Raw genomic sequence first — 13,644 nt, 5'->3', positions numbered from 1 at the left:
ATGGATTCTTCGATACATATAGTAACTATTCTCACCTTTGTCCCGATGTTTCGCTTGTCCAACGCCATTTCTGGAGAAGACCAGTGTCATCCAGTTCTTTATAGCTGTGAATTGAGTGTGTATTGACAGGGCTGATGCTGAATTGTAAATTTCGTAGTAATCTTATTGGAAATACATATTGTTTGAAAGGAAACACTTATGAGAAAGGCCATTTCAGCGATCATTCTCCTATCCGGTTTCATCATGGCAGGTGCTCCCTCATTCGGCCCCCTCAGCTGGATTGAAGCTTCTGGAAACAGGATTGACGTTGGATATTACGGAGCCCCCTGCATCGCGGACTGGGACGAAGACGGTCTGAAGGATCTGATACTGGGCCAGTTCACCGATGGCAAAATAAGGTTTTATGCAAACTCCGGTTCAAACGATTCTCCAATTTTCACCGGTTACAGCTTCATTCAGTCGGACGGAGCAGATATTAAATTGCCCTCTGGTTGATGCACCGGCGCAACTAATCCACAGGTTGTGGATTTCAACAACGATAGTATCCTCGATATTGTTGTAGGTGATAGAAACGGCTTCGTTAATTACTTCCGCGGTACAGCTACAGGTGTATTAACAGCGGAACCGAATATAAAAGCGAGTGGAACGACCATTGATGTAGGATACAATTCCGCTCCGGTTATTGTTGACTGGAATGAGGATGGGCTTCTTGATCTTATTCTGGGACAGGAAAGCACATCCCCGGGAAGCGTACGCCTGTATCTGAACAGCGGAACACCGGAAAACCATGCATTCACCACATACACCTGGATCCAGAGCAGCAGCACGAATATCAAATGCTCCCGCTGTGCTCCGCAGATAGTTGATCTCAACCTGGATGGAAAAAAGGATCTTATCTGTGGAGAATCCTACGGCAAAGTGCTTTACTACGAGAATGTTGGTTCAAATGCCTCCCCTGTATTCAGCGGTTATGAGTACCTCGAAAGCAACGGATCAATCATTGATATTCATTACGGATCAAGGCTCTGGGTGAATGACTGGGACGAAGACGGACTCCCCGATCTCATTTTAAGTGATTACAACGGCTGGGTATACCTGTGCCATGGCGTTTCTACAGGAATCGAAGCATGCACCGAGCTTAACACCTGCTGTGAATTGAGCATTTCCAGAAGCCCCACAAACGGCCCCTTCAGTGTGGATTTTCTTCTTGAAGCAGACAGCGATGTGCAACTTCGGATATACTCCGCTAACGGCAGGATTGTATCCGAATCAGGAATCGTCCAGTTCACTTCCGGTGAGCACAATTTTAGATTCGATATTTCCGGCGAACCGTCCGGCATATACTTCGTTCGGTTTGTTACTGGAAGTATGGTCCTGTCAGAAAGCGTAGTTCTGCTTTCAGGATATTAGATCTGTCCTGGTGATTTCAATTTCAGATACCTGTCTCGTTCGCTGAAAACGCAGCCGCAGTAAGGCTGCCTGTACATTCCCGCTTCTCTGGAAATCCGTATGGATTCATTGTAGAACTCCCTGAAGTCTCTGTATACGAAACGAACGCCGCTTTTCTTCTCGGCGATCTTTCCCGCTGACATAATAAATGCCTGGTTCTGGTAGGGGCTTACTGAAAGAGTAGTGGAAAAAGTCTCAATTCCACGTTCCGCCGCTCGAGCAGCCGTTGCCGAAAGTCTGTCCTCGAAACAGGCATAGCACCTGTTATCAGAATCCAGCAGCATCCTGATATTCTCTTCAAGAGGGTATTCCTCATCGATCTCAAGAGGTATCTCATTTGAATCGGCGTAGTCTTTAAGTGCCTGAAGCCTTCTCTCCCTCTCCTTCCAGGGGTGTATGTTAGGATTGTAGAAAAAGGCAGTGATTTCGAAACCCTCCATTTGAAGCTGTTCACATACTACAGTCGTACATGGGCCGCAGCATGCGTGAAGTAGAAGGGATTCATCCGTTTTCACAAAGGGAGTTCTTCCTGTATGCTGTACTTCAACCCCAGATGACTGTAAGCTTTGATGGTAGTCATTCTTCCCCTGCTCGTGCGGTTTAAAAATCCTGAAATAAGAAGAAACGGCTCAACAACATCGATCAGAGTATCCTTTTCTTCGTTAAGGGTTGCCGCCAGGGCTGCGACTCCAACGGGGCCTCCGGTATACTGCTTTATTATGACACTGAGGTACTTTCTATCAAGACTGTCAAGACCGGCTTCGTCTACACCATGAATATCCATGGCCTCCACAGCGACGTCCTCAGTAACCACATCCTTGCCTTCAACCTGGGCGAAATCCCTTACCCTCTTTAGTAATCTGTTGCAGATTCTGGGAGTGCCCCGGGACCGTAACGCTATGGTTTCAGCTCCTCCATCGGTCAATTCCAGGTTCAGTATACGGGATGATCTTCTGATTATCTCCGCCAATTCATCTGTATTGTAAAACTGCATATGAAGTGACAGGCCGAACCTGTTTCTCAAGGGTCCGGTAATAAGACCCGCGCGGGTGGTAGCGCCAACAATCGTGAACTCGGCAAGATCAAGTCTTACCGTTCTTGCATGGGGACCGGGATCCAGCACGATATCAATGACGAAATCCTCCATTGCCGGATAGAGGTACTCCTCCACCACCCTGGGAAGCCTGTGAATCTCATCAATAAAGAGGATATCCCCCTGCTGCAGGTTGGTCAGGATTCCAACCAGATCGGCTGCCCTTTCAAGAGCGGGTCCGGAAGTACAAATAAGACCAGCGTTCATTTCATTGGAAACGATATGAGCCAGTGTGGTTTTACCAAGGCCGGGAGGCCCGTGAAACAGAATGTGATCAAGGGGTTCTCCTCTGCCAAGAGCAGCCTTTATCGCGATTGTCAGCTTCTGTATTACAGCTTTCTGACCGATGTATTCATTCAGGTTTTCAGGCCTGAGAGAAGGCAGTGTGGTTTCGTCAGCAGTCTCATCGATCCTCTGAGCTTCTCCTGAGATGATTGATTCTCTGCTCACTTTCTGCTCCTGATTCTCATCGCGCGTTTAACAACAGTCGATATCCCGGCTCCGGAGTCAAGCTCGCTGCAGGCCATTTCAATTAATTTATCCGCTTCAGCTACAGGCACGCCAAGCTGCCTGAGAACCGCTCTGGCTTCGCCATGTGTATCTGGAATGTCACCGACGGACGAAACAGCTCCATACATTTTCTTCATCTGTTCCTGAAGTCCTGCTACTATCTGCCTGGCCCTCTTCTTTCCTATTCCGGGCAGAGTTGTCAGGTAATCGTAGTCCTCCGAGGCTATTGCCGAAGCAATTCTATAAGGAGGTTTTTCAAGCGCTTTAACGGCGGCCTTAACTCCCACACCGGATACCGAGATGAATTTCTCGAAGAATTCCCTGTCGCGAACTTCTGGAAACCCCACCAACAGGGGAACTACACGATTACCTTCAAGCTGTAGATGCAGGTAAACCGGGATATCAAGCTCCTGTCCCGCGGTTACACTTCTGAAAAAGTAGCCCGGAGTCAGAATCCCGATAACGAACGAACCGGTTCTAATATGAATGGTGGAATTAACCGTTCTTTCTACTGAGCCCCTTAAACTTTCTATCATTTTTTTCACTTTCGTAAGCAGCTATTGCAATGGCAAGGGCATCTGAAACATCGTCCGGTCGTATTTCAACGGTCAAACCAAGGAGATGCCTGACCATGCCTGATACCTGTTCCTTGCTGGCTCTCCCGTTCCCTGTAACAAGCTTCTTTATTCTTGTAGAAGGCAAAGAAACAACGCGTACTTCACTTCGAACAGCCGCAAGACTCAATACACCACGGGCATGCGCCATTTTTATTGCCGTAGACGGATGCTTGTAATGAGCATATATCTTCTCAAGCCCCATTGCTACCAGGCTGTATTTATTAATAATCTCCAGCATTCCGCAATAGAGTTCATTCAGTCTTTCGGGAAGCGTATCATTTGCTGATGATGTTATTGTCCCGCCGTCAAGAAGTTCGATGTAACCGGATGAGAAGCGAAGCACTCCGTATCCTGTTGTGCCCAACCCGGGATCTATACCCATATAGATGGAAGATCCAGTTTCAGGCAATTAATCCTCCTGTATCTCAAAATTGGTATGAATCGCCTGAACATCATCATTTTCTTCAAGTATTTCAAGAAGAGCAACAGCCTTTTCAGCTTCCCTGGAGCTTAACCCTATAAAGTTATCCGGTTCCTTTGTAACCTCTGCGCTTTCAGGTACTACACCCATCTCCACCAGGGCATTCTTAACATCGAATACATCTGAAGGCGAAGTTGAAGCTACTATTATATCATCAATTGTCTGGACGTCTTCAAGACCGGCTTCAAGGCCTGCCTCAAGTACCTGGTCCTCGGAATACCTGGCACCATCGATGATTATCTTTCCGACCCTGTTGAACATATAGGCTACACTGTTCCTTGAACCGAGATGACCGCCATGCTTTGAGAGGGAATGTCTTATTTCCGCTGCGGTTCTGTTCTTGTTATCCGTCAGTACTTCAATGATTATCGCGACTCCGCCAGGGCCGTAGGCTTCGTATGTCATTTCCTCGTAAGTGATGCCTTCAAGGGCGCCTGTCCCTCTCTTTATAGCCCGCTCTATATTGTCGGAAGGCATATTGTGGGATTTCGCGGTCTCTACCCCAACCCTTAATCGGGCGTTCGTTTCTACGTCTCCTCCACCCTCCCTTGCGGCAACAGATATCTCTTTAACCAGTCTACTGAAAATCTTGCCCCTCGCAGCGTCAGCTTTCGATTTCTTATGTTTTATACTGCTCCATTTATTGTGTCCTGACATGCATTACTCCTGTTCAGTAAAACTATCCGATTTCTTCCTTCTGTAATATCAACATTAGATATTAAACCTTCTTCAGTCAAGAAGGTGAGAACTATATGAAAAATTTATTTAACTCCGCTTAAAATATTCATCGGAATCCGGTGCGGCAGTGTAGGGAATACCGATTTTCGAGCCGTTGATACTGAAAACGGTTTTCTCGGGCGTACACCCGATTGCATAAATACCTGCCGCGTGAACTTCGATATCAAGGTCAACCGATGCAAGGAAATCAGATCTGTTGACCTCAACACCCACAGCAACCCCTCTGGCCAGAGAAACGGCATCATCCCTTCCTACAGAACCGCCGATTACGCTGAAACGTTTCCCATGCTCCATTTCCTCAGGCAGGAAGTTCTCTCCGTGCATTCTGACTCCGGTGGAGAGAACCAGGCTTGTCGAAAATGCCGGAAAAATGAATCTGTCTTTGTGATAGCCTGAGTCGGACTCTGTAAGCCCTCTTTCCCTGCCGGTGAATTTCCTGGGTCCATTAACTCCCGATGTCAAAGATTTCTTGCGGGATAAGCGGCTGTGTATGGTAACGGTAGCGTCAACTCTCCAAAAAGGCAGGAAAACAGAGCTGGAATCACTATCCCTCATGAATTCAATACTGACTGGTTCGAACCGTTCGCCGGAAATCCAGCATCTGCCGCACTCAGAGCAGTAAAAAACAACATCTGAAGAAAGCCCACGAAGATCGCTTCCGCAGTTGGAACATCGAAGAAGAGTCATCTTTGAAATATTACGTCGCATCGGAAATAACCATCCTGATAAAATTAGTAAATAACATGATCGTTTCCTTTTCCAACCACTCTGCCAAGTATTTTAAGTAGATGCCAGGTTCCGTATGCCAGGGCACTCATAATGAGAATAATTGTCGGTAAACAGCTGGACTGATTCCCGGAGGGGGTTTTGTAATTGAGTTGTCCACTGAAAAGAAGATCAAGAATGAAAGGAAGAATCCCGGCCCATAGCAGTGCGGCAGCGATGGTAATAATTTTTTTGTCCTTGCCTGAGGATGGGAACCTTCCGCGCAGAACACTTCCAGAACGCCCATCAACAACCACCTGATAGGATCTCCCATCGAATCTGAAATCGGTTATCCATAGAGGATAATAAACAAGTGCGTCACGATATCCGGAAATGACAATATATTCCCACCTCTCTTCGAGTCCGAAACCGACACCTGAGGCAAGTCTGCTGAAATAACTGGCTGTCTGCTCATGGGCATCGGCAACGGTAATGACCGGATCAACGAATACACCGTTTCTGGAACTCTCATCCTCAAGAACTTCCAGCCCCTCAGGAAGAGTAGTACGTTGGATATCAAGCCCCTGTATGGAAAGCTGCGAGTCGGATGAAAGAGTGGGGATGCCTAGGGGTTCGAGGTCAGCCGCGCTTATGTTCACGCTTCCGGACAGCTGAACCTCCCGCTCAATAGCGTTGGATCCCGTTCGAGTCTTAACCTTTCTGGTGATTGAAACGATACGAGCAGCTGGATTCCGACCGTCAGTATCGATTGTGGGAATTTCTCTTTCATGATAAACGGGCTCCACTCCCAGTATGTAACCGTTTGCCTGTGCGTTGCAGTGCCAGAAAGGTACATAATAAAGCACCGGTTTACTTACCCTGGCCTTCCCAATGCTGTCGGAATTCACTTTCTTAAGTTCACTTCGCACCGACCGGAGAATATTTATAGCCTCTACCGTTGATGGCAGCACGTATCTGCTCACCGCATTCGGAAGCAGCAGGCTGCTGGCACAGTTCGGGCAGATTGTATGGGTATCCCCTTCTCGAATACTGAGGGGTCCGGCGCACGATGGACAGGTAAAGGCGACTGTTACTTTGTTCATCTTCTGCCAGTCTTTATCTTGAAATGATAGAATGCCAGAACCAGAGAGACAATGATCATGAATGTCCAGATTCCGGAAAGAAAGAACTCACTGAAACCCTTTGTAAGGAAATAGACGGGAACCGTGAAAACAAGGCCAGCAGCCAGAGTTATTAAAAAAGTTCTGTACAGTTTCTGCACCGAATCATCATCATTTTCCACCAAAGGGGATTCGCTGATGAGTTTTCCGGATACACCGTCTACCAGCAAACCTTCTCCGTAACCTTCAAGTTTCAGCATGACAACATACAACGGGTGAAAAACTATCCTGCTCCCGCTTTCTTCAGCCATATCCTTGTCAAATGGTATCAGCTGGTCAGGCTCCGCGAGGCTTTCATCAAATATCTTCCTGTCCCCGGACGGGGGAAGGTAATCTTCAAGCTCCTGCCAGGGCTGGCTGAAGCAGGGGTGAATTTCTCTAACGGAAGACAGGTCATTCTCCAGATACGGAAAGTATTTCATTTCCACCGATGAGACCATATCTGTTGGAAAGAGCCTCCTTACATATTCTTCCCGAACGGCTGGTTCGATCAATGCCGGAGTATTCTCAGGAGGATCAACGATAATCCTGGCGTCACAGTAGGGACATCTGAGGAAAAAATTGCTTTCAATAACAACCTGTTCTGCCCCGCACTGTGTACAGTTAATCTTCACTTCCGCCAACCTTCACCGTTTCTACAGGCCTTGCCCAGGCGCACCTGGTAACAGCCGCGGCAACACTGTCAATCCCTAAAGGCCTTCTGATGAACACTATGTTCGAATCCACGTTATCCGGTACATGATAAGATTCGTTAATGACAGCGATTTTCACATTTTCCAGGATATCCAAATCTGTGAACAGGTCGATTTCTGACATATAGAAATCGTAATCGGTCAGCAGTAGCTTATACTCCGCAGCCTTTGCATCTTCCGGAATCGAATTTTCCTTAATACTTTCAGCTGTTACAGGCAAAACTGTACAGCCAACTGCTTCCAGAATTCTGCTGAGCAGCTGTTCCTCCATTTGTTCAAAGCCTGCGATAAAAACTCCGGGGATAACATCGCTGGCGGTCTCAGTAACAATTCCAGGGGCTGCCGGCAGATATACAGAAAAAGACGAACCCTCACCAAGTTTGGATCTGACAGCGATATAGCCTTTATAACTGTTCACAATTGAATATACGGCAGATAATCCGAGACCGCCCTGCTTTCGCTTGGTGGTGTAGAATGGATCAATAATTCTGGTAAGATTCTCGTCTGAAATACCGCATCCATCGTCATTTACAGATAGAATTACGTAGCTTCCCGCATTTACAGGTTTTATTTCCTGCGGAAGATCTATCCTGCACGCTGTGATACTTATGGTGCCATCACCACTGACTGCCTCCCCGGCATTCATAATGAGGTTCACGACTATCTGCTCCACAAACCCGGAAGGAATGCTTGTATAACCTGTCCGGTCAGGATAGGCCAGCTCTATATTAAGATCTGGAAAAGCAGCAGTAAAAATTTCCAGGCTGCTCCTGATGACATTCTTAAAAAGACAGATATTCTTACTGTTAATGTTCCCCGGATCCTCTCTGGGAGATAGACTGGATATCATCGAACTGATCTTGCCGATAATCTTCTTCGAATCGCGGATGGACCTGAAAACGGCGGTTCTGTCATTATGGTTTCTGCTTATCACGGACAACCTCGCCAGGAGAACTGTAAGAAGATCGTTCAGGTTGTCCGCGATACCTCCTGCAAGAATCCTGATGGCTTCAGCCTTCTGGTTTCTCTGCATAGACGTGTCCATTAACCATCTTGAGCTGACATTCCTGAAAACCACACCTTCAATAGCATCAGGATTTCCCAGCGAATGATCTGACAGGAAGACACCTCCTCTTATCAGTATTTCATCTTCCTTTCTGGGGATGATTACAGTAGCCACGGGAAAATTCAAGTATCCATCCCTTAGCAGTATTTCATCTATATCATCTGTAACCGATTTTCGTGTATTCTGCTCGATAAAGACGCAGACCTCCCAGATATCCTTCCCCGCCGCATCCTCAGCGCTGAATCCTGTAAGTTTTTCCGCTTCCGCGTTCATAAAAGTTATTCGTTTCTTGGAATCAACGAGCACAACAGCGTCTGTGATAGCAGATAGAATATTTCTGATCCCGTCCAGCTGCTTCATATGAATAACCCCTTAAATCAAATCACTACTGTTCTAGAACGACAATTTTCCTTGTCTGCACAAGGTCCGACGCATCAATAACGATGAAATAAATACCTCCGGATACCGCATTCCCGCGGGAATCGCTGCAATCCCAGATAACGGTGTTCAATCCTCTTCCTTCAAGCTGTGAAGACAGATCAATTACCTGCCTTCCCGCAAGGTCGTAAAGGGTCAGTGAGGTCAGCCCTTCGGATGCAGAGGAAATCGTTATCGGAATCGAGGTCGCACATGAAGCTGGATTGGGGCAGAAATGACCAAGACGAGTGATTCCAGTACCCACCACACCACCTGAGATACCTGTGCTGGTTACCTGTGCCGCAACCGCATCGGAAGGCCAGCCGGGACCGAAGTCCGGGTCCATTGCCACTGTTCTGTACCAGAATTCTCCACTCTCATGGGTTGCGAAAGTATAGGAACTGACAGGAACACCAAGATCTACGAATTCGTTCTCCTCCCATATCTCTATTTTTATATCATCGATATAAAGATCACTGGAATTTCCATTGGTTTCCCATCTGAAACTCAGTGTATCCCCCTGCCATTCGTCCAGTTCATGGATGTTATAACGCCATGTCATGTCATTTCGGGTGAAAGTCTGAAGGTAGTACCAGTTGGCCCCACCATCGGTTGAAACTTCAATACTGCCCTGACACGAACCGTTGGGGATGTTGTAATAAGCCCAGAAACTCAGTCTTCCCCCTCCGTTTTCCGGTATGATGGCGGTCTCTGTCCAGGTTATCGTTCCAGTTCCCCCCGAGAGGTAGCAGCTCGGAGAGGAGTGATACTGAGAGGTTGTTGTCGACCAGTTATTCATAGTAAAAGGTCCCCCGCTGCCGTTATCATCAAGGAGAACCTCGTACCCTGACAGCTCCTGAAGAGCGTAGGAGGCTGCCTCAGGAACGTCACTCCAGTTAATCGTAAAGGGTGTGCTGACCGATCCGATATTCTCAATTACAGGAGTACCCGGTACATGAGGATCAAGGGGACAACCGGCCAGAAACGCAGTTACGAGATAGCTTCTTAGATTCCTTCGGGTAAGCTTGACAGTCTCCGTTAACGAGGGCCAGAAACCGGCAAAATCCGCTCCTGTTTCGTGATTCCAGCTCATGGCGTCGTACAGCCCGTAGGAGTGGTCACGGGTGTTACCGGCTGAGGCGTACAGTACGCCCCAGGACTGTCCGTGAACCTCGCCTGTTCCCCATTGAACCATTATCTCAGCATGCTCATCATATTCACTATCGTGCAGGGGAGGGCTGGCTGTGTAACCCCATGGTCTTATGAGAATGTTTCCGTACGTGTGTGTGGAATGCATTTCTACCGGTGGATGATTCTGCCAGAAGGCATCGATATTGTTCGATTCCGGTTCGCTTAGAGCTGCCGTCCCCCTGTACGTACTGGAGGAAGGGCTTCCACTCGATCCTGTGCCTCCCCATCCCACAGTCCAGTTCCTGTTCAGGTCGACACCGTCGCCTCCCGCGCTCCAGTTCATGTTCTTCCTCTGCATCCCGCCACCGCCGGGAGACTCCTGCTGGTTGTAAACGTAGCCGTCCACATTGTTACATGGCAGGCACCAGATCTCACGATTATCAAGTAACCAGGTCGCCTGCAGACCGCAGAAACCGTTTCGCCCGTAGTTGTCGCAGAGCCACAGCATAAAGAACCTGACATTCCGCATACTGGCCGGTTCTCTTGCATGAATGAGAGCATCGTACCAGACGTTCGGCAGCGAGGGGTCGTCGGTCCAGAAATCGTTATTCGAAGATATCTTGACCACCCTCTGCGGCCTTCCTTCGTAAGTATTTCCTATCGAAGTGGGCGCGCTAGTGATATTCGGAAACGTATCGTGAAGATCGTCAAGCCAGACGGAAAGCTCGTCCCATGTGAGATACCCACCCATGGATTCGCCATCGAGCCTACTGCTGTAAAAACTCTCAAGGTCATCGATCCGGGTAGTGAAAGGCAAACCTGTGGCAAGAAGAGAAGTGTAATCATGCTCATTGGCAATTACATCAACCGAGCCGTCTTCGTATACATGAATAATTTCACAGCCGGAATCCATCAGTCTGTGAGCTTCAGTATCATTAACAGGTTTGAAATTCAGAAGAGAATACCGTCCTGCGGTAACCGAAGCGACGGTTACAATTAGAAGTAAAACCACATTTTTCATTATTACCTTCTCTGGGAAAAAGGGAACATGTTGATTATTATCTGTCAATCAACGTCAGTTACTATGAATATATGCAGTGGAGGTTTTCATGTCAGACAGTTTCAGTGAACAAATTTCTCAGGGTATTCCTGATTCGATTCCACCTATGCCACCTGACCTTCCCGGAGTGAACCATGCACCGGCAAGACCGGATGTACTTACAACTGACGAGAAGAAACTCGCATTGAAAAACGCTCTTCGCTATTTCCCGAAGGAATGGCACTCAGAACTTGCTCCCGAATTCGCCGCTGAACTTGAAGATGACGGCAGGATATACATGCGGAGATTCATGCCAACATACGAAATGAAAGCCAGACCCATAGATGAGTATCCCTCAAGAACACGCAAGGCAGCCGGGATAATGCTGATGATACAGAACAACCTTGACACAGCCGTAGCCCAACACCCACAGGAATTGATAACCTACGGAGGCAACGGAACGGTATTCCAGAACTGGGCTCAATACCTCATTACTATGAAATACCTTTCCGAGATGACTGAAAATCAAACCCTTGTCCTCTACTCTGGGCATCCGCTTGGTCTTTTCCCCTCCCATCCCGAAGCGCCCAGGCTGGTGCTTACGAATGGTATGGTGATACCCAATTACAGCTCCAGGGAGGATTACGACAGGATGGCTGCTCTGGGTGTGACATCGTACGGTCAGATGACAGCTGGGAGTTTCATGTACATAGGCCCCCAGGGAATCGTTCACGGAACTACCATAACGCTTCTTAACGCTGGCAGAAAATACCTCGGACTGCCTCCCGAGGCGGACCTGTCGGGAAAACTGTTTGTCACCTCGGGACTTGGCGGTATGAGCGGAGCCCAGGCTAAAGCTTCGGTTATAGCGGGAGCAGTATGCGTGATTGCCGAGATCAACCCGATAGCGATAAAAACAAGGCACGAACAGGGGTGGCTTCAGGAAGTTGAAGATGACCTCGACAGGGTTCTTGTCAGAATCGAAAAGGCACGCAGAGCCGGAGAGCCTCTTTCTCTGGGGTATACAGGAAATATCGTGGATCTATGGGAAAAGCTTGTGGCCGAAGGTATTTCCGTTGATCTGGGAAGCGATCAGACTTCCCTCCATAATCCCTATCTTGGCGGCTATTATCCGGTCGGCCTCTCCCTCGATGAATCGAACAGAATGATGGTTGAGAACCCTGAGGAATTCAAAGAAATGGTGCATGAATCCCTCCGCCGGCAGGTAAGGGCAATAAACACCCTTCATGACCGTGGCATGTTCTTCTGGGATTACGGTAACGCCTTCCTTCTTGAAGCATCAAGGGCAGGGGCACAGGGAATTCTGCTCGAGGACGGAACTTTTGCATACCCATCCTATGTGGAAGACATAATGGGTCCCATCTGCTTCGATTACGGATTCGGCCCGTTCAGATGGGTCTGTACGTCCTGCGACCATGAAGATCTGAAAAAAACCGACAGGATTGCCGCCAGTGTTCTTGAGAAAATGGCAGAGGAAGCTGACACTGAGATCAAACGACAGATGCTGGACAATGTCCGATGGATAAGGCAAGCTGAAGAGAACAGAATGGTAGTTGGTTCCCAGGCACGAATTCTCTACGCTGACAGGGAGGGTAGAATCAATATCGCCAGGGCTTTCAACGAGGCGATAGCCAGTGGTGATATTACCGCTCCCATAGTTCTCGGCAGAGACCACCACGATGTTTCCGGAACGGATTCCCCCTACAGGGAAACCGCGAATATTAAAGACGGAAGCATGTTCACAGCTGACATGGCAGTTCAGAATGTCATAGGCGATTCTTTCAGGGGCGCCACCTGGGTATCACTTCACAACGGCGGAGGGGTAGGCTGGGGTGAAGTAATCAACGGTGGCTTCGGCCTTCTTCTCGACGGTTCACCGGAAGCTGCGGAACGAGCGTCCGGCATGGTGACCTGGGATGTCACAAACGGTCTGGCAAGGCGGTCATGGGCTCGAAATCCGGGAGCCATTTACGCGATAAGAAAAGCTATGGAAGCCGAACCTGATATGAAAATAACAATTCCCGAAATAGCCGATGACAGTGTAGTAGACAACATTTTCTAATTTGACTGACCTTTCGCATGCCTGTCAAATAAAGCACAGTACTTGCGAACTGTCTTTGGATCGCATTCAAGTATTCTGGAAGCTTCCGCTTTGTTGCCATCACAGGTCCGAACAATACGGTATACATGTTCGCTGATACAATCCTCAAGGGTCTTCAGATCTGTCTTTGCAACAAAGTGAATACCCGCCATCGAAGATATTCCGAATTCAATATCGCCAGCATCTATCATATCGCCTGAATGAAATAGAAGTGCCCTCTGAACGACATTCCTCAGCTCACGGATATTTCCCGGCCATGAATACCGGGACAACTTCGTCAGTGCACCTCTTGAAAACCTCGGAGGTTCTTGTTCGTTCCCTGCTTCGGCGGTAAAATGATTCACAAGAAGTGGAATATCCTCTACTCTGTTCCTCAAGGGCGGTATTCGGAGGATTACGACTG

14 protein-coding genes are annotated in these 13,644 nt (G+C 48.1%); 3 read left to right on the top strand and 11 right to left on the bottom strand.

The window, feature by feature from the left end; translation table 11 throughout:
* The first annotated feature begins 198 nt into the window (after positions 1 to 198).
* Complete coding sequence (locus tag K8S15_13080; protein ID MCD4776970.1) at positions 199 to 495, top strand: hypothetical protein; 297 nt, start codon at positions 199 to 201, stop codon at positions 493 to 495.
* Between the two features lie 27 nt (positions 496 to 522).
* Entirely contained in the window at positions 523 to 1,410 is an 888-nt protein-coding gene (locus tag K8S15_13075; protein ID MCD4776969.1) for a T9SS type A sorting domain-containing protein, read from the top strand.
* On the opposite strand, the gene K8S15_13070 is transcribed toward K8S15_13075, so the two are convergent.
* From K8S15_13070 to K8S15_13025, 10 genes are all read right to left on the bottom strand, one after another.
* The gene (locus K8S15_13070) at positions 1,407 to 1,964 is read right to left on the bottom strand and encodes an epoxyqueuosine reductase QueH (protein ID MCD4776968.1); all 558 of its coding nucleotides are present in this window, start codon (positions 1,962 to 1,964) and stop codon (positions 1,407 to 1,409) included. The two genes, K8S15_13075 and K8S15_13070, sit on opposite strands and share 4 nt — an antisense overlap.
* Positions 1,961 to 2,977, bottom strand: a complete 1,017-nt coding sequence (gene ruvB / locus K8S15_13065) for a Holliday junction branch migration DNA helicase RuvB (GenBank protein ID MCD4776967.1) — start codon at positions 2,975 to 2,977, stop codon at positions 1,961 to 1,963. The genes K8S15_13070 and ruvB overlap by 4 nt, the downstream gene beginning before the upstream one ends.
* An 11-nt stretch (positions 2,978 to 2,988) precedes the next feature.
* Positions 2,989 to 3,588: a hypothetical protein gene (locus K8S15_13060; protein ID MCD4776966.1), complete on the bottom strand. Its 600-nt coding sequence runs from the start codon at positions 3,586 to 3,588 to the stop codon at positions 2,989 to 2,991.
* Positions 3,548 to 4,078 carry a crossover junction endodeoxyribonuclease RuvC gene (ruvC, locus tag K8S15_13055; protein ID MCD4776965.1) on the bottom strand — a complete coding sequence of 177 codons (531 nt, stop codon included), beginning with the start codon at positions 4,076 to 4,078 and terminating at the stop codon, positions 3,548 to 3,550. Before ruvC ends, K8S15_13060 begins: the two co-directional genes overlap by 41 nt.
* A complete protein-coding gene (locus K8S15_13050; GenBank protein ID MCD4776964.1) occupies positions 4,079 to 4,807 on the bottom strand; it encodes a YebC/PmpR family DNA-binding transcriptional regulator in 729 nt (242 codons plus the stop codon).
* A 108-nt stretch (positions 4,808 to 4,915) separates the two neighbouring features.
* Entirely contained in the window at positions 4,916 to 5,596 is a 681-nt protein-coding gene (locus K8S15_13045) for a hypothetical protein (GenBank protein MCD4776963.1), read from the bottom strand.
* A 23-nt stretch (positions 5,597 to 5,619) separates the two neighbouring features.
* Positions 5,620 to 6,696 (bottom strand): hypothetical protein, encoded by a 1,077-nt coding sequence (locus K8S15_13040; protein ID MCD4776962.1) that lies wholly within the window; start codon positions 6,694 to 6,696, stop codon positions 5,620 to 5,622.
* A complete protein-coding gene (locus K8S15_13035) occupies positions 6,693 to 7,388 on the bottom strand; it encodes a hypothetical protein (protein MCD4776961.1) in 696 nt (231 codons plus the stop codon). The genes K8S15_13040 and K8S15_13035 overlap by 4 nt, the downstream gene beginning before the upstream one ends.
* Positions 7,378 to 8,892 (bottom strand): PAS domain-containing protein, encoded by a 1,515-nt coding sequence (locus K8S15_13030; protein ID MCD4776960.1) that lies wholly within the window; start codon positions 8,890 to 8,892, stop codon positions 7,378 to 7,380. Before K8S15_13030 ends, K8S15_13035 begins: the two co-directional genes overlap by 11 nt.
* A gap of 25 nt (positions 8,893 to 8,917) precedes the next feature.
* On the bottom strand, positions 8,918 to 11,101 hold the full coding sequence (locus K8S15_13025; GenBank protein MCD4776959.1) for a T9SS type A sorting domain-containing protein: 2,184 nt from the start codon (positions 11,099 to 11,101) through the stop codon (positions 8,918 to 8,920).
* 88 nt (positions 11,102 to 11,189) lie between these two features.
* On the opposite strand from K8S15_13025, the gene K8S15_13020 reads away from it, so the two are divergent.
* Complete coding sequence (locus K8S15_13020) at positions 11,190 to 13,202, top strand: urocanate hydratase (GenBank protein ID MCD4776958.1); 2,013 nt, start codon at positions 11,190 to 11,192, stop codon at positions 13,200 to 13,202.
* Here the strand turns inward: K8S15_13020 and K8S15_13015 are convergent.
* Complete coding sequence (locus K8S15_13015) at positions 13,199 to 13,618, bottom strand: hypothetical protein (GenBank protein MCD4776957.1); 420 nt, start codon at positions 13,616 to 13,618, stop codon at positions 13,199 to 13,201. The two genes, K8S15_13020 and K8S15_13015, sit on opposite strands and share 4 nt — an antisense overlap.
* Positions 13,619 to 13,644 lie beyond the last annotated feature (26 nt).

The sequence above is a fragment of the Candidatus Aegiribacteria sp. genome (assembly GCA_021108005.1).
GTDB lineage: Bacteria > Fermentibacterota > Fermentibacteria > Fermentibacterales > JCC-6 > Aegiribacteria.
The sequence above is the reverse complement of the archived record's forward strand: the minus strand, read 5'-3'. Positions and strand labels throughout refer to the sequence as shown.